Consider the following 22026-nt stretch of genomic DNA (forward strand, 5'->3'; position numbering starts at 1 on the left):
AGGCCGTTTTTGCCCTCTAATTTTCAATTTTCAATTCTCAATTTTCAATTAATAAAGTATCTTTGCAGCGAAAAGGAACGTTTCCTTTTCCGTGTGCTTGCTAAACCACGTACTAAAAACAAGAAAGATATGAAACATCAAGAAGCCGCTTTGGTCTGCTTCTCAGGTGGACAAGACTCCACGACCTGCCTATTTTGGGCAAAGAAGCATTTTTCCCGCGTAGAAGCCGTTTGTTTTACTTACGGACAAAAACATTCCCTGGAAATCGAGGTTGCACGAAAGATCGCAGCCGACGCCCATGTTCCCTTCCAAGTATTGGATGTATCGTTGATCAGCCAGTTAGATGCGAGCTGCTCGCTGACCCATACCGACATTGCGATGGATCAGGAAAAGCCGGCAGACAGCTATCCGAACACGTTCGTTCCGGGACGTAACATGGTATTCCTCACCTTCGCCGCCATCCTGGCACGCAGCAAAGGGATCTTCAACCTGGTGACAGGCGTTTCGGAAGCCGACTACAGCGGATATCCCGATTGCCGCGATACGTTTGTGCGTTCCCTTAACGTCACGCTAAACCTCGCGATGGATGAACAATTCGTAATCCATACCCCGTTGATGAACCGCGATAAAAGCGAAGTATGGGAACTCTCCGACCAGTTAGGCGTATTCGACCTCGTACGGACACAAACCCTCACCTGCTACAATGGCGTTGTAGCCGAAGGCTGCGGCCATTGCCCTGCCTGCAAATTGCGCAACGAAGGATTAAAAAAATATATAGAGAGAAAAGGTAAATAGTATGGATACAAGAAAAGAAGAAAACGAACTGCATCTCTTGGGCGGTTCAACGGTCTACAAGCAAGATTATGCGCCGGAAGTGTTGGAAGCTTTTACCAATAAACATCAAGGGAATGACTATTGGGTACGTTTCAACTGCCCGGAGTTTACCAGCCTTTGCCCTATCACGGGACAACCGGACTTTGCCACGATCTATATCGACTATATTCCCGACGTGAAAATGGTGGAGAGCAAAAGCCTTAAACTGTATCTGTTCAGTTTCCGCAGTCATGGAGCCTTCCATGAAGATTGTGTCAATATCATCATGAAAGACTTGATACGCCTGATGGACCCGAAATATATCGAGGTCACCGGAATCTTTACCCCTCGCGGCGGTATCAGTATCTATCCGTATTGCAACTATGGCCGTCCGGGTACAAAATATGAGCAGTTAGCCGAACAAAGGTTGTTCAACCATAAGCCATAAAGGACATTTTTAAATGATTCCATAAAAAAACGGCAATATGGGAACTATAGTATTGCCGTTTTTTATACATTTGCAACTAATAAATTCTAAACCATATAAAATATTTAGACCATGAACAAAAGCATTACAATGAAGACGGCTCTGGCCGCCTTGGCTTGTACAGCCTGCATCAGTGCAAGTGCACAAAAACAGTATCCCGAACAAGAAAAGATGAGACCCGGTATGTCCGAATACTGGACACCGCAACCGAAAATCGTCACTCCGGGTGACATAAAGACGAACAGCGCTCCTTCAGACGCTATCGTTCTATTTGACGGCAAAGATCTTTCAGCGTGGGAAACACCGAAAGGCGGTCCGGCTGAATGGACTGTAAAGAACGGAGCTTTTACAGTCAATAAGGAAAAAGGAGACATCCAGACAAAACAAAAATTTGAGAATTTCCAATTGCATATCGAATGGTGTGTTCCGAAAAACATAAGCGGAAAAAGCCAGGCACGTGGAAACAGCGGTATCTTCCTGCAAGATATGTATGAAATCCAGGTATTGGATTGCTACGACAACGAAACGTATGTAAACGGACAAACCGGTAGTGTTTACAAACAGACTCCTCCTTTGGTAAACGCTATGCGCAAACCGGGTGAATGGAATGTATATGACATTATCTATACCGCACCGATCTTCAAGGAAGACGGAACTTACCGCGTTCCGCCTCATGTAACAGTGATCCAGAACGGTATCGTACTGCAAAATAATACGACTATCCTGGGAACTACGGAATATGTCGGCTTCCCGAAAGTTATCAAACATGGTGCAGGTCCGATCCGCTTGCAGTCACACGGAGACCCGAGCGAACCGATCAGTTTCCGTAATGTTTGGATCCGGGAAATGTAATTCAGGTGAAAGTTAAAAGGTGAAAGGTGAAAGTTTGATTGATATTAATATCTCTTTAAACTTTCACCTTTCAATTTTCAACTATTTAATCGAGCGTCAGATTAAACTCATCCTTCAGCTTAGCCAAAACCGGATTTATACTCAATAAATGCTCATACTTTTCAGCGGATGTGTAGGCCAGATGCTTCTGGTTCGTTTCGTCTATACGGACACGCATCTGGATACGGGTATTCTTCAACTGCCCCCGCAGATAGCTCAAAATATCAAGGCAGTTATTCGTCAATTCGTCCTGTTGTCCGGGATTGTGCACACAGACCTCAAAATAATAATTATCTTGCAAAACCGGTTTGCAGTTGATCATCGTATTCTTCAGATAGACTTTCTTATCGATAGAAGCGGCAAACGCATCCCAATAATGCACCAGGGCTTCCTGGCTGAACGGGCTCTGCATCTCTTGCACGACAGTTTCCACATGTGTGGCAGACTGTGCCTTCGGATGCTCCACTCCTATCTCCTTTATGGATGTTCCGAATTGCGGCGGACGCGCCACTCTTTTCGGAGCGGTGGCGGGAGGCGCTTGCGGAATAGCTGACGAAAGCGGTACATGGGTGGAGACAACCTGCTGACGAGGTATAGCTCCTGTCATTTCCTGCGGGGACTGTACGGGCTTCTGCAAAGGGGGAGCCGATTGCACGGTATAAGTCTGACCGGCTGCCTGTTGGGATTGCGGCTGGACAGCAGCTTGCCCGTTTGAGGCTATCGGTTCAATCAGGCCTTTTTTTTTATCCTCGACCGGCTGTCCGGTACTGCTCAATTGGCAAAGTTGGATAAGCGTCAACTCCAGCAACAGCCGTTTATTCCGGCTGGCGCGGTAATTCAGGTCGCAGGTGTTAGCCAGTTCAATCGCTTTGAACAACAGTTGGTCCGGACAACGTTTTGCCATTTCCTTATAACGTTCGCGTATGGATGCTCCTACTTCAAACAAAATCAAAGTCGATTCATCCTTGCATACAAGCAAATCGCGGAAATGCGATGCCAACCCCGTTATAATATTCTGCCCGTCGAAGCCTTTGCTTAAAATATCATTCAATATCAGAATGGCGGAACGGACATTTCCCGAAAGCATGGCATCCGTCAAACGGAAATAGTACTCGTAATCCAGCACATTCAGGTTATCGATCACCGCCTGATAAGTAATGTTACCATTCGTAAAGCTGACAACCTGGTCAAAGATAGACAAGGCATCGCGCATACCGCCGTCCGCCTTTTGCGCAATCACATTCAGGGCTTCCGGTTCAGCCGTCACTCCTTCACAAGAAGAGACATACTCCAGATGCTCCACCATATCGGCAATCGAGATACGCGAAAAGTCGTATATCTGGCAACGCGACAGGATGGTTGGCAAGACTTTATGTTTTTCCGTCGTAGCCAGGATAAACAAGGCATGGTGGGGCGGTTCTTCCAGCGTCTTCAGAAACGCATTGAAGGCTGCCGAACTCAGCATATGTACCTCATCGATGATAAACACCTTATATTTTCCGATTGGAGGCGGGATACGCACCTGGTCAATCAGCGAGCGTATATCGTCCACCGAGTTATTGGAGGCGGCATCCAGTTCATGGATGTTATACGAACGCTGTTCATTAAAAGCCTTGCACGATTCGCATTCGTTGCAGGCCTCTCCGTCGGCAGTCGGATTCAGACAGTTGATTGTCTTGGCAAAGATACGGGCACAAGAGGTCTTGCCGACTCCGCGCGGACCGCAAAAGAGATAGGCATGAGCCAGCTTGTTACTTTGTATTGCATTTTTAAGAGTAGTAGTCAAAGACTTCTGTCCCACCACGCTACGGAATGTAGAAGGACGATATTTCCTTGCCGATACAATATAATTATCCATTCTCTGCTTTTTTATTAATAAGACAAAGATACAGATAAAATTTTATTTACCTTTGCAAAAAGCAATTCCGATGTCACGCATAAAAGACTTTTATAATAAGTACCTATCTCGAATCAATGCCTACTGGCTGATAACGATTCTGTTTCTTGCCCTGACTTTTACGATGGGCGACAGCAGCTTGTATAAACGTTATACCTATGATGAAAGGATTCGCAGCCTGGAAAAAGAGATTAAACATTATCAGAAAGAGATTGAAGTCAACAGCAAAAAGCTGAACGACCTGCATACCGACAAGGAAGGACTTGAACGCTTTGCCCGTGAAGAATATTATATGAAGAAGCCAAACGAGGATGTCTATATTATCAAGAATAAGTAAATGAACGAAAAAGCAAGAACAATCGTTTTTAATATCTCCGCCCTCCTGTTACTCGCCGGAGCCGGATTATATCTGGCACTGCCGGTTGTCGCACCTTATCTGTTTGCCGTAGGAGCTGCAGGTATAGCCGTCAGCTATCTGACAATGTCGACTAAAGAGATGGATTTCCGCAGGCGCAGGCTCCACCGTTATAATATCTTTGCCGGACTGTTGTGCATATTTGCCTCCGCACTGATGTTCAGCGGACGGAAAGAATGGGTGATCTGCCTGACCATTTCAGCACTGCTCCAGTTATACACAGCATTTGTCGCCCCTAAAAAAGAATAACGGTTTTCCTGTATCCGGAGAAAAGAGACCGTACCACACAAAATACCTACTTATGGTTACAATACTGTCAAAAATATAATTACAGAGACAAGTAAAATTACCTAAAATCCGCGATTGATGCGCTTCCCTTTTATAAAGACCTTTGCATCGTTTTATTAACGATACAAAACTCTTTATAAATTGAAAGCAACGATTCTTAAGATTTCCTTTTTATTCATACTCTTGTTACCTGCCTCATTTGTCTATTCACAGGACAGGGCAATGGTTTCCGGGAAAGTATTATCGACGGAAAAAGAAATTGTAGATTTTGCTACCGTCTATCTGAAAGGCACCACCTATGGAGTCACGACAAACGAACAAGGCATCTACCATCTGAAAGCGCCTGCCGGCAGCTATACACTAATTATATCCGCCATCGGATATGAGACGGTGGAGAAAAAAGTCACGCTCATCGAGGGTGAAAGAGTGAAACAAAACATCACAATCGCACCTAAGACAGAAGAGTTGGAAGAGGTTGTCGTCGTCTCAAACGGGATTAGCCGCCTGAAACGTTCAGCCTTCAATGCGGTGGCGCTTGACACCAAAGAGCTGCAAAACTCAACCCGGAGTTTGAGCGACGCATTGGCTAAAGCACCGGGAATGAAAGTACGCGAATCCGGCGGTGTCGGCTCGGACACACAGCTTACGTTGGACGGCTTCAGCGGAAAGCATGTCAAAATATTTATCGACGGCGTGCCGCAGGAAGGTGTGGGAAGTTCTTTCGGGCTGAACAACATTCCTGTAAACTTTGCCGAGCGCATAGAAGTATATAAAGGTGTTGTTCCGGTAGGATTCGGGACAGACGCTATCGGCGGTGTCATCAACATCATCACCAAGAAAAAACGTGACAGATGGTTCCTGGATGCATCCTATTCTTACGGCTCATTCAACACGCATAAATCGTATGTCAATTTCGGGCAAACATTCAAAAACGGTTTCACTTACGAGATCAATGCTTTCCAGAACTATTCGGACAATGACTATTACGTAAACGCCCCGGTAGAAAACTTCGAAACGGGAAGCATCGACAGAAGCAAGAAAGAGCGTGTAAAACGTTTCAACGATACATATCACAACGAGGCTGTCATCGGCAAGTTAGGCATTGTAGACAAGAAATGGGCGGACCGCCTGATGTTCGGTTTTACCTACTCGAATATGTACCAGGACATACAGACCGGCGTACGCCAGGAAATCGTGTACGGCCGGAAACACCGCAAAGGTCATTCGCTGATGCCGTCATTGGAATACGGTAAGCGCGACCTGTTCACCAAAGGATTGGACATGGTGTTGACCGCCAACTACAACAAAAACCTGACGACAAATGTGGACACCTCTTCCTACGAATACAACTGGCGCGGAGAAAAACATCTGATGAACTCCGCCGGAGAACAGTCCAGACAGTACTCACGGGCAAACAATAACAACTGGAACGGAACAATGACCCTCAATTACCGGATCGGCAGAATACACACATTCACCTTCAATCATGTGCTGAACACCTTCCACCGTTCCAACACCTCCCTGCTCGCAGCAGAAGAGATGAAAAGTGCCATTGCCAAAGAAACCCGAAAGAATATATCCGGTTTGTCTTACCGGTTGATGCCGTCCGAACACTGGAACTTCTCCGCATTCGGAAAATATTACAACCAGTTTGTAGCCGGTCCGATGGCTACTTCTTCCGCACAAGATGAATATATCCGGAACAGCCGTACCGTCAACTCATTCGGATACGGGGCGGCCGGAACTTATTTCATCCTGACCGGCCTGCAGGCAAAATTGTCTTACGAGAAAGCTTACCGCCTGCCGACCATCGAAGAAATGTTCGGAGACGAAGATTTGGAGATGGGCGAGTTAGGCATCAGGCCGGAGAACAGCGACAACGTAAACCTCAACCTGAGCTACAACAAAACATTCGGCAAGCATTCCATATATGTGGAAGGAGGCGTCGTTTACCGCAATACAAAAGATTATATCCAGCGCAACATCACAGACCTGAGCGGTGGCAAACAGGCCGCCACTTACATCAACTACGGCAAAGTGGAGACTAAAGGCTTCAACCTCTCCCTCCGTTACAACTTCGCCAATTGGGTGAGTGTCGGAGGTAACTTTACCCAGATGGACGTGCGCGACAGGATGAAAACCTCCATTTCCAGCAGTGCCGAAAACCTGGCCTATGGGGAACGGATGCCGAACCTGCCATACCGCTTTGCGGATTCGGATGTATCGTTCTACTGGCGTAACCTCTGGAAAAAGGGCAATGTGCTGACCGTTACCTACGACAATCAGTACCTGCATCGTTTCACTTACTATTCTTCCGCCATCGGAGCACAAAATAACGACTATGTGGTACCCAACCAGTTCTCTCATAACCTGTCTCTTTCTTACAGCCTTCAGAACGGGCGGTACAACCTGTCATTCGAATGCCGCAACTTCACAAATGAAGACCTGTACGACAACTTCAGTTTGCAGAGAGCCGGACGTGCTTTCTACGGCAAAGTAAGAGTTTACTTCGGAAATTAATTCATTATCATAATTACTAAATATAAATACATTTACAAGATGAAAAAGAATCATTTACTCATCGGTATCACCTCTGCCCTGTTGGCAGGCGGCATGTTTATTTCCTGTAGCGACAACGAGATTCCGGCACCAAACCCGGAACCGGGAACTGGCGATGCACAAAGCGCATTCATCATCCCGGCTTCCGTTACGGCTTCCGGAAATACGACCAATGTCCTGCTAACAGCCGAAAGCATAGACGAAGGAACGATCACGACACAAAATAACGGCCTCGTCAATGACGGTGCGACACAATGGGTGTTCTACAAAGATCAGTATCTGTATGGTTTGACTTACAACCAGGGCAACGCCGGAGACACCCGTTCGTATGTCCTGAATGCAGATGGCGAACTGGAGACACGTTCACAGAGCTATAAGGTGAAGCGGTTCACAACCTACGGCATTTACGACAAGTATATCATGACCCTTTCATCGGGCGACGGTCCTACGGAATGGGCGGACGAAAACGGCTATGTGCCTCAGTCGTTCCTAATTTCATGCCTGGACGTGGCAGCCGAGACAAAGACAGACAACGATACAAAGGACAAGAACTTTCTGTCCGAGAACTTCCTGGGTAATGGCGAATATGTGACACTGGCGGGCATCCTGGAACACAACAGCAAGATTTACAGCGTGGCAGTCCCGATGGGATTGAGCCAGTACGGAACGAAAGACGAAAACGGGAAATGGATCTTGCCGGGCAACGAAGACCTGGTTAAGACCGAATCCGGAGGCTCAAACAGCAGCGCCTACGAAAAAGACGAATTGTTGTGGACACAATACCCCGATTCCTGCTGGGTGGCAATCTTCAACGACGAGACATTCGCGACGAAGAAGATCATCAAGACCGGTAAAATCAGCTATGCTTGCGGACGTTTCAAATCTCAATACTACCAGATGATCTGGGCAGCTGACAATGGCGACATTTACGTCTTCTCTCCCTCATACGCCAAGACCATGACTGATCCGCGCCAGCAAACCAAACTGCCGGCCGGTGTAGTCCGCATCCCGAGCGGAAGCGAAGACTTCGACGATTATTATTGCAATATCGAAGAGCAAAGCAACGGAAAATCATTCCTCCGCAGCTGGCATATCACGGAAGATTACTTCCTCTTGCTGATGTACGACCGCCCCTTCAGCGAAACCGGTTATACGGCAAATCAATTGGCTGTATTCAAAGCCGGCGACAAAAAGCTGACCTACGTCACCGGCCTTCCTTCATCAGACCTGATCTCAGGCTTCGGCAGTACACCGCATATCGAGAACGGCAACGCTTACATTGCAGTGACCTTGACCGACGGAGACCCGGCTATCTATAAAATCAATCCGGCAAATGCCAGTGCAACGAAGGGTGTAACGGTAAAAGCAACTCAAATATCCGGTATTGGTAAGTTGAAATGAAAAAGATCTTTGCAAAAATACATCTCTGGTTATCGATTCCTTTCGGTATCATCATTGCGATTGTCTGCCTGACAGGGTCGATCCTGGTATTTGAAACGGAGATACTGGAGCTCTGCTATCCCTCCCGCTATTTCGTAAAAGAGGTAAAAGGGGAACCGCTGTCGCCGGCTGCATTAATGGATGCAGCCCGGCAACAGCTGCCCGACTCCATAAAGATAACGGGCATACGGATTTCCGCCGATCCTGAGCGGACCAGCCAACTGGTCTTACCCGGAAAAAAAGCAGCTTGCTTTATCAATCCTTATACGGGAGAAATAACCGGAATAGACGATGGCAAAGGATTCTTCATGAAAATGATGCGCCTCCACCGTTGGTTGCTCGATGAATACAAACGCGACGGCAGCTTTGCCTGGGGAAAAGCAATTGTCGGCTATTCGACGCTGGCACTGGCAATCATCATCATCAGCGGACTTGTCATCTGGTATCCGCGAAACAGGAAAGTACTGAAGAACCGGTTGAAAATAAAGACGAAAACCGGCTGGTTCCGCTTCTTCTACGACCTGCATGTTTCAGGAGGTTTTTATGCAGCCCTGCTCCTGCTTGCCCTTTCGTTGACAGGATTGACCTGGTCGTTCGGTTGGTATCGTGATGCATTTTACACCACGTTCGGCGTCAGCACAAACCAGACACAGCAGGCTCATGCGTCGGCCCCGTCTACGTCAAAAGAAGCTCCAGCCCGGGGACATTCAAACTCTTCCGAAAGAGAAGGGAGACAACAGAAAAAGGCGGATTATCTCCAATGGGATGAAGTCTTATCCGAACTGCAAAGCCGTTATCCGAAATACAACTCGATTACGCTCCAGAAAGGCTCGGCAACAGTCTCTACTGCCAATTACGGGAATACAAGAGGTAGTGACCGTTATTCATTCGATCCGGCTACCGGAAAGATAACCGACATCCAATTGTATAAGGACCTTCCCAAATCAGGGAAGATCAGAGGATGGATCTACTCCGTTCATGCCGGAACATGGGGTGGCATGACGACCCGGATATTAAGTTGCCTGGTCTCATTCCTCGGAGCAGTCTTTGCCATAACAGGTTACTATTTCTGGATCAAAAAGAAAGTCAGGAAGAGAATACCCTAAGTCCTACAAACAAAAAAGCCCGGAGTTGAAACGACTCCGGGCTTTTTTGTTTCAGGCTTTAAACGCCTTTTTTATATCTTACTTGGCGGAAGAATAGTTCTTATTCAACACTTCAAGAAATTCAGCTGTGATATCATACGCATGGTTCGCCAACAAAATATTGTCACCCATTGTATTGCTGAAAATAATCTGGTAACCTTTTGTCTGGTTGTAAGCAGTCAACTGTGCAACGATCGTATCGCGAAGTTGTCCGTTCAGTTCCATCTGCTTGGTTGCCAACTCCTGTTCTTTCTTTGCTGCATAATCCTGAAGTTCCTGCTGCTTTTTCTGCAAACGGTTTCCTTCCTGTTGAGCTCTTTCCGTAGTCAGGAAAGCATTTGCTTCATATTTACGCTGAAAATCATTCAACTCAGTCCGTAAAGCATTTGACCGCTGGGTCATATCTAAACGATAATCTTCCTGCATTTTGAGAATACGTTCATTCAAATCCTTTGAATAATTGTAATTTGATAAAAGAGAGTCTACATTTACATATGCTACAGGAAGCAAATTAGTAGAATCTCCCTCCGTTGTGAAAGCCGGAGTTACTGTGGATTCTTTTTTTCCGGAAAACTGCATAACGAACAAAATTATGACAGCCACCGCGAGCACACCATTAATTACGTAGTTAATGTTCTTCATAAAGTGTAAATTAAATCTTTATTTATTTTATTCTTCTATTTCTTTTATCTTATCATATAGATTCTTCTGCATACTATCCCGCCTATGCTGGGTTTTAGCACAACATATACCCTTTTCCCTTAGTGCCGCGTTACCCTCGATATGTGTATTGGGAAATCTTCCTCCTTTTTTGAAAAGGACTTTTACACTGAGCAACACAACACAAATAACAAGAATTATGACCGTAATCAATAACGTTGCAAGCATTTTCTCTATATTTGTGGACGCAAATATAAGAGTTTAAGTGATTGGAAAGTATGTTTTTGGTATTTAATTGTACTTTTTTTCATACCGAACTCTGTTTATAGCGGTATTATTAACTATAGAGTAGCATCTATAATATATTGTAACATTATGAAGATTACTGATTTAAAACCTGAGATCGTCTGGAAGTTCTTCCACCAAGTAACACAAGTGCCCCGTCCTTCAAAGAAGGAAGGAAAAATGATCGAATTTCTCGAATCATTCGCCAAACAGTATAAAATAGCAATCAAGAAAGATGCCGTAGGCAATATCCTAATGTCAAAACCGGCAACCCCCGGAAAAGAAAGCCTGCCGACAGTAGTCCTGCAGTCACACATGGATATGGTATGCGAAAAAAATAACGGGACTGCCCACGATTTCGACAACGATCCGATCGAAACAATCGTTGACGGCGATTGGCTTCGTGCCAACGGGACGACGTTAGGAGCCGACAATGGCATCGGTGTCGCTGCCGAGCTTGCAATCCTTGCTTCCGATGATATCGAACACGGTCCGATCGAATGCCTCTTCACGATTGACGAAGAAACCGGGCTGACCGGAGCAAAAGCCCTCGAAAAAGGCTTTATGACAGGTGACATCCTGTTGAACCTCGACAGCGAGGACGAAGGCGAAATCTTTATGGGTTGCGCCGGAGGTAAAGACACGCAGGCAGTTTTCCACTACGAATCGCAACCGACAAATCCGAACATGCAGTATTTCATCATCGACGTGAAAGGCTTGAACGGCGGACACTCCGGAGGTGAAATCCATAAAGGATTGGGGAATGCCAATAAAGTGCTGGTACGCTATCTGTATCTGTTAGGTGCACAGGTCGATTTCACACTCTGCTCGATCAGCGGAGGCAACCTGCGTAACGCGATCGCCCGTGAAGCGCATGCCGTAATCGGCTTGTCACCCAATGATAAGGAAACGGCACGTGTCCTGCTCAACCATTATACGGCAGACATCGAAAACGAGCTGAAGCATGTAGACCCGAACGTTCGTATTTCCATGGAATCGACCGAACAGCCGGAAAAATGCATCGGCAACACATGGAAAGACAAAGTGATCTGGGCTCTGCACGCCTGTCCGCACGGCGTAATCGGCATGAGCCATGATATCGAAGGATTGGTTGAAACCTCTACCAACCTGGCCTCTGTCAAGATGGGACCGGACGATACGATTATCGTAGGAACAAGCCAGCGCAGTTCGATCGAATCCTGCAAGAACATGATTGCCAACCAGGTAGCATCCGTATTCAAACTGGCAGATGCAGTAGTTACCCACGGTGACGGTTATCCCGGATGGGCGCCTAACCCGGACTCTAAGATACTGAAAGTGGCCCAGGAGACTTACAAACGTCTGTTTAATAAAGATGCCAAAATAATGGCGATCCACGCAGGATTGGAATGCGGCCTGTTCCTTGAAAAATATCCGAATCTGGATATGATTTCATTCGGTCCGACACTTCGCGACGTGCATTCGCCCAACGAACGCATACAGATCGATACCGTAGGTTTGTGGTGGTCGCACCTGCTTGAATTATTAAAGAGCATCCCTGCAAAATAAAACGGTATATTTTCCGTTATAAAAAGAGGATTAACATTTCGCCGATGTTTTTCCTCTTTTTTTATGTTAAGACGTGAAAACTTATTTATGATAAATTTGTTTTCATAAAACATAATATGACAATCAGGCAATATCTCAACACGTAGAAGCAGAATGGGTATATTGCCACATTATTAAATTGAATAAGATGAAAAGATTAGCCGCTCCGTTACTCATACTATTTTTAATGGTATTCAACCTGTTGTCGTGCGACGGGCTGGACGAAAACTATTCAACCAATCCGAACCACCAACTGAGCTTCTCGGCAGACACGCTCTCTTTTGATACGGTGTTTACGACAATAGGTTCCGCGACCAAAGAGTTCATGATCTATAACCGTAACGACCAACCGTTGATGATCGGCGAAATCATGCTGGCAAGCGGTGAAGAGACCGGTTTCCGCATCAATGTGGATGGCCGTAAAGGCGACCATTTCCAGGATGTAAGAATACAGGCGCAAGACAGTTTGTATGTTTTTGTTGAAGTCACAGTCAATCCAAATGCATCAAACCAACCGTTGCTGATCGACGATTCCGTGATTTTTATAACAAACGGAATCAAACAGTCCGTGCGCCTCGAAGCATACGGACAAAATGTAAACCTGTATAAAAATGGGATAACATTAACACAAGACACCCATTTCACAGCCGAACGCCCCTATCTGATTTACGACAGCCTGATGATAGCTCCCGACGTTACGCTGAATATAGACCCGGGATGCATCTTCTATATGCACGACGCGGCAAAGATCATCACCTATGGTACTTTGCTCGCCAAAGGGACACGCGAACAGCCGATCCTGTTCCGGGGAGACCGCCTGGATTTCATTTTGGACGACGTCTTGCCTTACGACCGCACGCCATCCCAATGGGGAGGCATCTTCTTCCGTCCGGAAAGCTACAATAATATAATGGACAACGTGATTGTACGGAACGGAAAAACCGGCCTCACATTTGAGAAATCATCTCCGGAAGAATCCAAATTGAAATTGAGCAACTCCCAAATCACGAATATGGGCGAGAACCTCTTCTCCGCGATCAACTGCAACATCGAAGTCAGCAATACGGAACTGACCAATGCGAAAGACTGTGTCGTGGTCCTGATCGGAGGAGAATATCATTTCGTCCATTGTACGCTTGCCAATTTCATGACACTGAATAAAAGGGAGCAACCTTGCCTGACCCTGACCAATAATAAAATAGTCGATTCGCAAAAAGAAACGTATCCGCTGAAAGTGACTTTCGACAATTGCATCATCGACGGTAGCTTCAGTGCCGGCGAAAAGGAACACCAGGGAGAGCTGAACTTGTCTATCGACGGCATCGCTTCGTTCGACTACCTGTTCAACCACTGCGTGATCAAGACATCGGGCAGTAATAACGACCAGTTCAAAGATGTACTGTTCACCAAGACAAGCCCGTCTTACCGGCTGAAAGGCGGTGAAAAGAATAAATACCGTTTCGACTTCCGCCCGGATTCGGCAACGACATTAGGCGTAGGCAAAGCCGATATTTTCATCACGCAACAATATCCCGTGGACCGCTACGGCGTAAACCGCCTCACGAATGACGGCCCGGATATCGGAGCGTATGAGTTTGTACCGAAAGAAGAAGATGAAAAATAAAACGATATGATCAGAATCTTAACTATGACGTTTTTCATCCTGCTCCTGTCCGTTATCTCTTCAAAAGGGCAAACGGATTTCCGGGTGATGAGCTATAATGTCGAAAACCTGTTCGACACGGAAGACAATCCGCTGACAGCCGACGAAGAATTTCTTCCTTCCGGCAACCGCCACTGGACGGGCGGACGGTTTTATCATAAACTGCAACAAGTGGCAAAAGTGATCACTGCCGCTGGCGAATGGAGCACTCCGGCGCTGGTCGGCCTTTGCGAAGTGGAGAATGACTCCGTTCTTGTCCGGTTGTTGCGCCAGACACCTCTCCGCCAGCAACATTACCGCTATTGCATGACACATGGAGAGGACACACGCGGCATCAACGTGGCATTGCTCTACCAACGGGACAAGTTCCGTTACTTGGGACATGCCGAACAGCCGGTCCGTTTCACGCGGAAACAACACAAGCACACCCGCAACATCCTCCACGTATGGGGAGAAGTCCTCACCGGCGACCGTCTCGACGTCTTTGTCTGCCATTTTCCCTCCCGCTACGGAGGAGAGAAAGAGAGTGAACCGGATCGCTTCGACGCCGCCCGCACATTACGGTCGTTATGCGATTCCGTCTATGCCCTTCGCCCTGCTCCGCATATCCTGATCATGGGAGACTTCAACGACACTCCGGACGACATCAGCATCCGGCAAATATTGGATGCGCATCCGTTTCCAATCCGATGGGCATCCGTTCCGGATTCCATGCGCATCGAATCCCAAACGGACAGGCATCCGTTTCTCCGCCTGTGCAATCTCTTCGCCGAACGGAAGACACATCCTTCGGGCAGTCATAAGTATCAGGGCGAATGGAGCCAACTGGACCAGATCATTATCTCTTCCGCCCTGGCCGACACGACAGCCGCCATGCACCTCGTTCCCGGAAGTGCCCGCATCTTCTCACCGCCCTTCCTGCTCACCAAAGATAAAACATGGCGCGGCGAACGCCCTTTCCGCTCTTACTACGGCTTCAAATACGAAGGCGGCTACAGCGACCACCTGCCTATAATCGCGGACTTTCTATTATCGAAATAAATTATTACTTTTGTCTTCCTTACTTAATACAATCATATATGTATAAACTATATATCGCCATTCTTGTCTTTTGCATACAAACAATCAGCGCCCAACAACTCCGGCAGCCGCTCGATCTTCCGATTCTGCTGAGCGGGAATTTCGGGGAGCTGAGAAACAATCATTTTCATTCGGGAATAGACTTTAAGACACAAGGGGTAGAAGGAAAAGCGGTCCATGCCGTGCAGGAAGGATATGTGTCCCGTATTTCCGTCAGTCCCTGGGGATACGGAAACGGTCTGTACCTGACGCATCCCGACGGGACGACAACCGTTTACGGACACCTCCAACGTTTCGCCCCGTCCATCGCCGAATATCTCAAAACCCAACAGTACGAACAGGAAAGTTTCAACGTCAACCTGTTCCTCACACCGGACCAGCTTCCGGTCAAAAAAGGCGAATTAGTCGCCTACAGCGGTAATACGGGAGGCTCGGGCGGCCCGCACCTGCACTTCGAAGTACGCGACACAGAAAGCGAAGAAGTCCTCGACCCTATCGAATATTTCAAAGAGAAGATTACCGACACCCGTTCCCCTAAAATACAAGGCATCCTGGTCTGTCCGATAGAAGGCAAAGGCGTTGTGAACGGCAGCAAACGGAAACTGGAGCTAAAACCCGTCACCGCTAAAAACGGCAAGCAGACGCTCACCGGCAAAATAGAAGCCTGGGGAGAAATAGGCCTCGCAGTGAAAGCATACGATTACATGGACAACACGACCAATATATACGGAGTAAGAGAAATCACCCTCCGGCTGGACAGCCAGATCGTCTACCACAGCGACCTGGACCGCTTCGCCTTCGACGAGACACGTTTCCTGAACAGCTACGTGGACTACGAAGAGTGGAAGGAGCACCGTTCTTTTTATATGCGCAGCTTCGTCGAGCCGGGTAACCGCCTCCGCTTTATCGAAAGCGCCAACCGGGGAATCATCAACATTGATGAAGAAAAAACATATCATCTGACCTATACCCTGGCCGACGTATTCGGCAACACCACCCAACTGTCTATTTGGGTAGAAGGCAAAGAGCAGGAAATACCGGAAATCAAAACGGAAGGGACTGAACTGTTCCATTGGGTCGCAGACAACCGTTTCGGAGCAAAAGGCATCCGGATGACCCTTCCGAAAGGCAACCTGTATGATGACCTGTATTTCCGTTATTCCGTGAAGGAAGACAGTACGAAATTGGCCGATATACACATCCTGCATAACCGCCCCGTCCCGATTCACAAATCGGCGCAATTATCCCTGCGTCTGCGGATCGACACGCTGGAAAACAAACAACAATATGGCATCGTACGCATCCAGAAAGGCCGTCAATCCTGGATAGGCGGCACTTACCGGAACGGCTGGATAGATGCGGATATCCGTGAATTAGGCAACTATACGATCAGTCAAGACACGCAGGCGCCGACCATCACCCCGCTCAACGCCAATCTCTGGATCAGCAAACAGGCATTCACATTCCGCCTGTCCGACAACCTGAGTGGCGTGCAGACATACCGGGGAGAGATAGACGGACAATATGTTTTGTTTGAAATGAACAACAAATCAGTCATCACCTATCACTTCGACAAGGAACGGCTCGAAAGAGGAAAACACGCGCTCCGGCTGACCGCGACTGATGCCGCAGGAAACCAATCGGAGTACACATACTCTTTTACCTGGTAAATATCAGCCTTAAATGTTGGAGATTACCAATTTATTCGTACCTTTGTTAAATTTAAAAACATAAAATTCTAAATTAAAAAGCAAGCATATAGGTCATGGAGAACAATGGACTGTTAGAAATGGTAAGAAGCAAAGCACAAAGCTGGCTTACAAAAAGTTATGACGCTGAAACACGTGCACAAGTACAGGCTCTTTTGGACAATGAAGATCCGACAGAACTGATCGAGTCATTCTACAAAGACCTGGAATTCGGCACAGGCGGCCTGAGAGGCATCATGGGAGTCGGTTCAAACCGCATGAATATCTACACGGTAGGAGCAGCCACACAAGGCTTATCCAACTATCTGAAACAGGAATTTGCAGGTCTGGACCAGATCAAAGTTGTAATCGGCCACGACTGCCGCAACAACAGCCGCAAATTCGCTGAAATCTCCGCAGATATTTTCTCCGCTAACGGCATCAAGGTTTATCTGTTTGAAGACCTTCGCCCGACACCGGAAATGTCATACACAATCCGCAAGTTAGGATGCCAGAGCGGTATTATCCTGACAGCTTCGCACAATCCGAAAGAATACAACGGCTACAAGGCTTATTGGGATGACGGCGCACAGATGATCGCCCCGCACGATAAGAACACGATCGCCGAAGTAAACAAAATCCGCAATGCCAGCGAAATCAAGTTCAAAGGCAACAAGGAACTGATCGAAATCATCGGTAAGGAAATCGACGAACAATATATCAACGATCTGACAAAGATATCATTGTCACCGGAAGCGATCGCACGCCACCACGACATGAAGATCGTGTACACTCCGATTCACGGAACAGGTGTCACTGTTGTTCCGCCGACATTGAAAGCATTCGGTTTCACCAACATCATCCACGTTCCCGAACAGGATGTGGTAAGCGGCGACTTCCCGACTGTTGTTTCTCCGAACCCCGAAGAACCGGCAGCATTGGCTATGGCTGTTGAAAAAGCAAAAGAAACAGACGCCGAACTGGTTATGGCTTCCGACCCGGACGCAGACCGCGTAGGCGCAGCCGTTAAGAACAACGAAGGCGAATGGGTATTGCTGAACGGCAACCAGACAGCCCTGATGTTTGTCTATTACCTGATCACCCGCTGGAAAGAACTGGGCAAGATCAACGGTAAGGAATACATTGTAAAGACAATCGTTACAACCGAACTGATCCGCACGATTGCAGAAAAGAACGGCGTTGAAGTATATGATGTTTATACCGGTTTCAAATGGATTGCCGACGTGATGAAAAAGAACGAAGGCAAGAAGAACTATATCGGTGGCGGCGAAGAAAGCTACGGTTTCCTGTGCGAAGATTTCGTCCGTGACAAAGATGCCGTTTCCGCCTGTGCTATCCTCGCTGAAATCGCAGCCTGGGCCAAAGACCAGGGCATCACGATGTATCAGTTATTGCAGAACATCTACGTTCAGTATGGTTTCTCCAAAGAAAAAGGTATTTCCGTTGTAAAGAAAGGCAAGAGCGGAGCTGAAGAGATCGAAGCGATGATGAAACATTTCCGCGAAAACCCGTTGCAGGAAATCGCAGGTTCCAAAGTGACGTTATTCTATGACTACTCTTCCCTGAAAGGAAAAGACTATATCGAAAATGAAACGTTAAGCCTGGATATGCCGACAACATCCAACGTTCTGCAGTATTTCACCGAAGACGGCACCAAAGTATCCATCCGTCCTTCCGGTACGGAACCCAAGATCAAGTTCTACTGCGAAGTTCATTCCAAAGTGAAGAGCATCGACGAACTGCCCGCAGCAGAAAAAGCCGCAGCAGAAAAGATCGAAGCGATCAAGGCTTCATTGGGAATCTGATCCCGCGATTCGGAAACATATACATATAATTATAAAAGGAGAGGCTGCCACAGTCTCTCCTTTTTTCTTTACTTTTGCCTACGATCAGTTTTCCTGCATTGGTCATCATCATGGAATTGCTGGCCAGTAAGTAATTTACTCCACCTTATTGTAAAAAACAGCAGAAAAGAGGTCTACAACACATCCTCAAAGTGTCTCTCAGACAATTCCCTCTTGGATGAAAAATCCGTATATTTCCAGTCTATTGCCGTGAGGTGCGCAGAAAATTCCCCTAAAGTACCGGTTCATCGCTCTGAAGTTTACCTTCATCACCCATGAAGTCAGACTTCAAAGCAACGAAGTTCCGGGTCAGCGCGATGAAGTCCGGCTTCATGAAAATAAGGTGCCGGCTCCTTCCGAAATCAACTTCTGCTCCTTCCCATATTTCCATATCCTCCCCTTTGTTGTTTCAAATATTCGATTCTCCGGAAGTTAAGCTTTATCGGAATGTCAGCAAGAATATATTATGGCTTGACAATTGTCCTGCCATTAAAACGAGCCGCGCAACTCGTTTGTCCGCATGTCATAAAAAGCGTTGTTCCGGTAGCTAAATGTCAAACCGAAACAGTGCCTTTTTTACGGTGAAATAGAAAAAAGAGGGTTATTGTAAAAAAACGTTCCATGCAAAAGGATAACTTTTAGTTCAACCTCGCCAATATATTGAAAATAAAAGCGTTCTTAGAGAGATAGTGTTGGAGATTAGGGGAAAAGGGGTTACCTTTGTAAGGGAACTTCGATATTTTACTTTACGGGGGAAGATGTCTGGAGGTTTCTGGAGCGGATGAAAAAACTTATAACGCGTATTTGTATGAAACAAGCGACCACGATAGAAGAACAGATACAATTACTAAAAGAGCGGGGTATTACGATCAAAGATGAAACTAAGGTGAAAGAAAACCTGATGGATATAGGTTTTTATCGGCTGGGTTTTTATTCCTTTCCTTTTGAGAAAACTTTTCCGAAGTTAGATGACAGGGATCATCAATTTAAAGAAGGTACATGTTTCCAAGATATTGTATCTTTATATTATTTTGATTATGATTTAAGGAACATCTTACAAAATTACTTGAATCGGATTGAAGTCAATCTCCGTACCTATATCGTATATACGGTATCGAACTATTACAAGATGTCTCCGACGTGGTTCGTAGACCCAAATATTGTCGATAAATCGTATGCTGATACGTTCGAGAAAAAAGTCTATAAAACTATTAAGGAAAATCCGGTTATTAAAAGGCATCACAAAAAATACATAAACGATCGTTTTGCACCAGCATGGAAAACGGTGGAATTTATGACTTTAGGTAATATTTGTTCATTGTATCTTAACCTGAAAGATCGGAATGTCCAGTACAAAATTGCAGATCATTATGGTTGTGGAATAGGGGTATTCATAAACTATATTGAAACGATTCGGATTATCCGAAATTCCTGTGCACATGGTAGTTGCCTTTATAACCTTTCTCTTGCTAAAGCAATTAAGTCCGGTCCGGCAGGGCAGGTATCAGGGGACAAAAGGCATAATATTTGCGGTGTCATAAATGTTACAAGTTATATTGTCGGTAGAATATCAATGAATAGGCAGCGGGATTTGTATGAGGCGATCAATAAACTACTGAGCAAGGATAGAGGGGACAAAACGAATGAGATCATCTTTAAATGTACAGGTTTTCCTGTCAGAAATTTGGGGGAAGCGGAATAATATATTATATTTGCAGCATCAAAAGTGCCCATATCGGCAGGTCACGATATCTGCACTATAAAAAAGATGCAAGAGGATTCTGGAAACGGGGTCCTCTTTTTTTGTATCTGTTTTTTTACTTCTATATAAGCCAAGGCATCTTTTCTTCTTCAATGTTTCTCAATTTTTAATTTTCATTTCCCCTCCTCATCTGTTGTACCTTTATCATTTTTAATCAGATAGATAAAGGCTTATGCGAAAAAGTGATTTTAGTGAAAGTATGCGGTCGTTAGAAAGGCGCAAGCGGGAGGCTGGTGCTGAGAGTACGGCGGACTTGTACAGGGCGGTGCGGAACCGGTTTGGGCGGTACTGCATGAAGGAGAGGCTGCTGTTGCAGGAGGTGACGGCGGCAAGGGTTGCGGGGTTCAGGGTGGCGCTTCGGAAGGAAGGGCTGCGGGTGAATACCGTAAACAGTTATATGAGTAGCCTCAGGGCGATGTATAACGCTGCCTGCCGGGAGGCGGGGGGCCGCTGGAAGGAGAATCCTTTTGCGGGGTTGCGGCTGAAACGGGAGGAGACGAAAAAACGGGCTGTGCCGGTCGAGGTGGTCGAGAGGATTGCCGGGCTGAACCTGCGGGGAAAGCCGGAGCTGGCCGGGGCGGTTGATCTGGCGCTGTTCAGCTTTATGGCCTGCGGGATGCCGTTTACGGACTTAGTGCACCTCACACGCGAGAATATCCAGGATGGAGGGCGGCTGCTTGTCTACCGGCGGCGGAAAACGGGTGTGCTGATCCAGATCGGTATCAATACGGGGATGCGTCAACTGATCGAACGGTATGCCCGTCCGGATTCGGTGTATCTTTTCCCCGTCTTGCCTGCGGATGCCGGCCATGAGACCTACAAAGCCGCTTTGGCCCTTCATAACCGGCATCTGAAAGAGATCGGTCGCCTGTTGGGACTTGCCGTGCCGCTTACCAGCTATGTGTTCCGGCATACCTGGGCCTCGGAAGCCTATAAATGCCACGTTGAGATCAGTGTGATCAGTCAGGCATTGGGACATACGACGGAGAAAATGACCCGTAATTACCTGGCGCGTCTTGCACCGGAAGAGATCATTAAAGCGAATGAAAAAGTATCACACAGGATCGAAAAACTGATTGGAAAAGAGGCGGGACCTTATTTATGAAATAAGGATATGGCTTTGTTCTTATTTATGAAATAAGGTTAATCATGTTGTTTAATACTATATTACAGCGTTTTATACCTGTTGAAATTCATTTATCCAACAAACTTGCTGCAAAGATTACAATAAAATTGATGAAAACCAAACAGAATCGCGAAATTTGATAAAAATAAACCATTCGATTAACATTAAAGTAAAGAAAATCGGACTAATGTCCTCCTTTTCCTTAAAAAACAAAGTTTAGGGATGAAGAAGGTCCGGAATAACCATGCTTTTAACGAGTATTCATAAAAGAAACAAAATCATTCTGTTCCAATTCTTAAATTACTTCATCAAAAATAGGCCATTCTAATAATTCAAGGTTGTTTTCTAACGGTAGAAAAACCTCTTAGAAGAGTG

19 protein-coding genes are annotated in these 22026 nt (G+C 46.4%); 15 read left to right on the plus strand and 4 right to left on the minus strand.

Annotated elements, in window-relative coordinates; translation table 11 throughout:
* Positions 1-129 precede the first annotated feature (129 nt).
* From queC to DWW90_RS18190, 3 genes are all read left to right on the plus strand, one after another.
* Complete coding sequence (queC, locus tag DWW90_RS18180) at positions 130-795, plus strand: 7-cyano-7-deazaguanine synthase QueC (RefSeq protein ID WP_122346015.1); 666 nt, start codon at positions 130-132, stop codon at positions 793-795.
* 1 nt (position 796) lies between these two features.
* Positions 797-1261 (plus strand): preQ(1) synthase, encoded by a 465-nt coding sequence (gene queF / locus DWW90_RS18185; RefSeq protein ID WP_122346000.1) that lies wholly within the window; start codon positions 797-799, stop codon positions 1259-1261.
* A gap of 111 nt (positions 1262-1372) precedes the next feature.
* The gene (locus DWW90_RS18190) at positions 1373-2152 is read left to right on the plus strand and encodes a DUF1080 domain-containing protein (RefSeq protein ID WP_115499844.1); all 780 of its coding nucleotides are present in this window, start codon (positions 1373-1375) and stop codon (positions 2150-2152) included.
* 85 nt (positions 2153-2237) lie between these two features.
* Here DWW90_RS18190 and DWW90_RS18195 read toward each other — a convergent pair whose 3' ends face one another.
* Positions 2238-4049, minus strand: coding sequence for a DNA polymerase III subunit gamma/tau (locus tag DWW90_RS18195; RefSeq protein WP_122346001.1), 1812 nt, complete (start codon positions 4047-4049; stop codon positions 2238-2240).
* Positions 4050-4119: 70 nt separating this feature from the next.
* Between DWW90_RS18195 and DWW90_RS18200 the strand changes: the two genes are divergently transcribed.
* The 5 genes from DWW90_RS18200 (at position 4120) to DWW90_RS18220 (ending at position 9896) form a co-directional block, all read left to right on the plus strand.
* Positions 4120-4425 carry a septum formation initiator family protein gene (locus DWW90_RS18200; RefSeq protein ID WP_115499846.1) on the plus strand — a complete coding sequence of 102 codons (306 nt, stop codon included), beginning with the start codon at positions 4120-4122 and terminating at the stop codon, positions 4423-4425.
* Positions 4426-4752, plus strand: coding sequence for a hypothetical protein (locus DWW90_RS18205; RefSeq protein ID WP_122346002.1), 327 nt, complete (start codon positions 4426-4428; stop codon positions 4750-4752). It abuts the gene before it with no gap.
* Between the two features lie 180 nt (positions 4753-4932).
* On the plus strand, positions 4933-7311 hold the full coding sequence (locus DWW90_RS18210; protein ID WP_122346003.1) for a TonB-dependent receptor: 2379 nt from the start codon (positions 4933-4935) through the stop codon (positions 7309-7311).
* Between the two features lie 39 nt (positions 7312-7350).
* A complete protein-coding gene (locus DWW90_RS18215) occupies positions 7351-8751 on the plus strand; it encodes a DUF4374 domain-containing protein (RefSeq protein ID WP_122346004.1) in 1401 nt (466 codons plus the stop codon).
* Entirely contained in the window at positions 8748-9896 is a 1149-nt protein-coding gene (locus DWW90_RS18220) for a PepSY domain-containing protein (RefSeq protein WP_122346005.1), read from the plus strand. The genes DWW90_RS18215 and DWW90_RS18220 overlap by 4 nt, the downstream gene beginning before the upstream one ends.
* A gap of 78 nt (positions 9897-9974) precedes the next feature.
* On the opposite strand, the gene DWW90_RS18225 is transcribed toward DWW90_RS18220, so the two are convergent.
* Together DWW90_RS18225 and DWW90_RS20885 are read right to left on the minus strand one after the other, a co-directional pair.
* The gene (locus tag DWW90_RS18225) at positions 9975-10577 is read right to left on the minus strand and encodes an OmpH family outer membrane protein (protein WP_115499851.1); all 603 of its coding nucleotides are present in this window, start codon (positions 10575-10577) and stop codon (positions 9975-9977) included.
* A gap of 27 nt (positions 10578-10604) precedes the next feature.
* Positions 10605-10823, minus strand: coding sequence for a hypothetical protein (locus tag DWW90_RS20885; protein ID WP_115499852.1), 219 nt, complete (start codon positions 10821-10823; stop codon positions 10605-10607).
* A gap of 147 nt (positions 10824-10970) precedes the next feature.
* Here DWW90_RS20885 and DWW90_RS18235 point away from each other — a divergent pair, with 147 nt between their 5' ends.
* From DWW90_RS18235 to DWW90_RS18255, 5 genes are all read left to right on the plus strand, one after another.
* Positions 10971-12428, plus strand: coding sequence for an aminoacyl-histidine dipeptidase (locus DWW90_RS18235; RefSeq protein WP_122346006.1), 1458 nt, complete (start codon positions 10971-10973; stop codon positions 12426-12428).
* 187 nt (positions 12429-12615) lie between these two features.
* Entirely contained in the window at positions 12616-14091 is a 1476-nt protein-coding gene (locus DWW90_RS18240; protein WP_122346007.1) for a hypothetical protein, read from the plus strand.
* Between the two features lie 24 nt (positions 14092-14115).
* On the plus strand, positions 14116-15171 hold the full coding sequence (locus tag DWW90_RS18245; protein WP_233547810.1) for an endonuclease/exonuclease/phosphatase family protein: 1056 nt from the start codon (positions 14116-14118) through the stop codon (positions 15169-15171).
* 38 nt (positions 15172-15209) lie between these two features.
* Positions 15210-16880 carry a M23 family metallopeptidase gene (locus DWW90_RS18250; protein WP_122346009.1) on the plus strand — a complete coding sequence of 557 codons (1671 nt, stop codon included), beginning with the start codon at positions 15210-15212 and terminating at the stop codon, positions 16878-16880.
* A 95-nt stretch (positions 16881-16975) separates the two neighbouring features.
* Positions 16976-18724 (plus strand): phospho-sugar mutase, encoded by a 1749-nt coding sequence (locus DWW90_RS18255; protein WP_115499859.1) that lies wholly within the window; start codon positions 16976-16978, stop codon positions 18722-18724.
* A 271-nt stretch (positions 18725-18995) separates the two neighbouring features.
* Here the strand turns inward: DWW90_RS18255 and DWW90_RS20550 are convergent, their stop codons facing one another.
* Positions 18996-19154, minus strand: coding sequence for a hypothetical protein (locus DWW90_RS20550; RefSeq protein WP_158582868.1), 159 nt, complete (start codon positions 19152-19154; stop codon positions 18996-18998).
* 417 nt (positions 19155-19571) lie between these two features.
* On the opposite strand from DWW90_RS20550, the gene DWW90_RS18260 reads away from it, so the two are divergent.
* Positions 19572-20465: an Abi family protein gene (locus DWW90_RS18260; protein ID WP_233547808.1), complete on the plus strand. Its 894-nt coding sequence runs from the start codon at positions 19572-19574 to the stop codon at positions 20463-20465.
* A gap of 232 nt (positions 20466-20697) precedes the next feature.
* Positions 20698-21630 (plus strand): site-specific integrase, encoded by a 933-nt coding sequence (locus DWW90_RS18265; RefSeq protein WP_199662214.1) that lies wholly within the window; start codon positions 20698-20700, stop codon positions 21628-21630.
* Positions 21631-22026: the final 396 nt, after the last annotated feature.

Source organism: Parabacteroides sp. AF17-28 (assembly GCF_003479205.1).
GTDB lineage: Bacteria > Bacteroidota > Bacteroidia > Bacteroidales > Tannerellaceae > Parabacteroides > Parabacteroides acidifaciens.

What these genes read in the sequence shown, in the direction of transcription:
- queC (WP_122346015.1), top strand. Translation starts at nt 130, where the DNA reads ATGAAACATCAAGAAGCCGCTTTGGTCTGCTTCTCAGGTGGACAAGAC.
- queF (WP_122346000.1), top strand. Translation starts at nt 797, where the DNA reads ATGGATACAAGAAAAGAAGAAAACGAACTGCATCTCTTGGGCGGTTCA.
- DWW90_RS18190 (WP_115499844.1), top strand. Translation starts at nt 1,373, where the DNA reads ATGAACAAAAGCATTACAATGAAGACGGCTCTGGCCGCCTTGGCTTGT.
- DWW90_RS18195 (WP_122346001.1), bottom strand. Translation starts at nt 4,049, where the DNA reads ATGGATAATTATATTGTATCGGCAAGGAAATATCGTCCTTCTACATTC.
- DWW90_RS18200 (WP_115499846.1), top strand. Translation starts at nt 4,120, where the DNA reads ATGTCACGCATAAAAGACTTTTATAATAAGTACCTATCTCGAATCAAT.
- DWW90_RS18205 (WP_122346002.1), top strand. Translation starts at nt 4,426, where the DNA reads ATGAACGAAAAAGCAAGAACAATCGTTTTTAATATCTCCGCCCTCCTG.
- DWW90_RS18215 (WP_122346004.1), top strand. Translation starts at nt 7,351, where the DNA reads ATGAAAAAGAATCATTTACTCATCGGTATCACCTCTGCCCTGTTGGCA.
- DWW90_RS18220 (WP_122346005.1), top strand. Translation starts at nt 8,748, where the DNA reads ATGAAAAAGATCTTTGCAAAAATACATCTCTGGTTATCGATTCCTTTC.
- DWW90_RS18225 (WP_115499851.1), bottom strand. Translation starts at nt 10,577, where the DNA reads ATGAAGAACATTAACTACGTAATTAATGGTGTGCTCGCGGTGGCTGTC.
- DWW90_RS20885 (WP_115499852.1), bottom strand. Translation starts at nt 10,823, where the DNA reads ATGCTTGCAACGTTATTGATTACGGTCATAATTCTTGTTATTTGTGTT.
- DWW90_RS18235 (WP_122346006.1), top strand. Translation starts at nt 10,971, where the DNA reads ATGAAGATTACTGATTTAAAACCTGAGATCGTCTGGAAGTTCTTCCAC.
- DWW90_RS18240 (WP_122346007.1), top strand. Translation starts at nt 12,616, where the DNA reads ATGAAAAGATTAGCCGCTCCGTTACTCATACTATTTTTAATGGTATTC.
- DWW90_RS18245 (WP_233547810.1), top strand. Translation starts at nt 14,116, where the DNA reads ATGACGTTTTTCATCCTGCTCCTGTCCGTTATCTCTTCAAAAGGGCAA.
- DWW90_RS18250 (WP_122346009.1), top strand. Translation starts at nt 15,210, where the DNA reads ATGTATAAACTATATATCGCCATTCTTGTCTTTTGCATACAAACAATC.
- DWW90_RS18255 (WP_115499859.1), top strand. Translation starts at nt 16,976, where the DNA reads ATGGAGAACAATGGACTGTTAGAAATGGTAAGAAGCAAAGCACAAAGC.
- DWW90_RS20550 (WP_158582868.1), bottom strand. Translation starts at nt 19,154, where the DNA reads ATGGAAATATGGGAAGGAGCAGAAGTTGATTTCGGAAGGAGCCGGCAC.
- DWW90_RS18260 (WP_233547808.1), top strand. Translation starts at nt 19,572, where the DNA reads ATGAAACAAGCGACCACGATAGAAGAACAGATACAATTACTAAAAGAG.
- DWW90_RS18265 (WP_199662214.1), top strand. Translation starts at nt 20,698, where the DNA reads ATGCGAAAAAGTGATTTTAGTGAAAGTATGCGGTCGTTAGAAAGGCGC.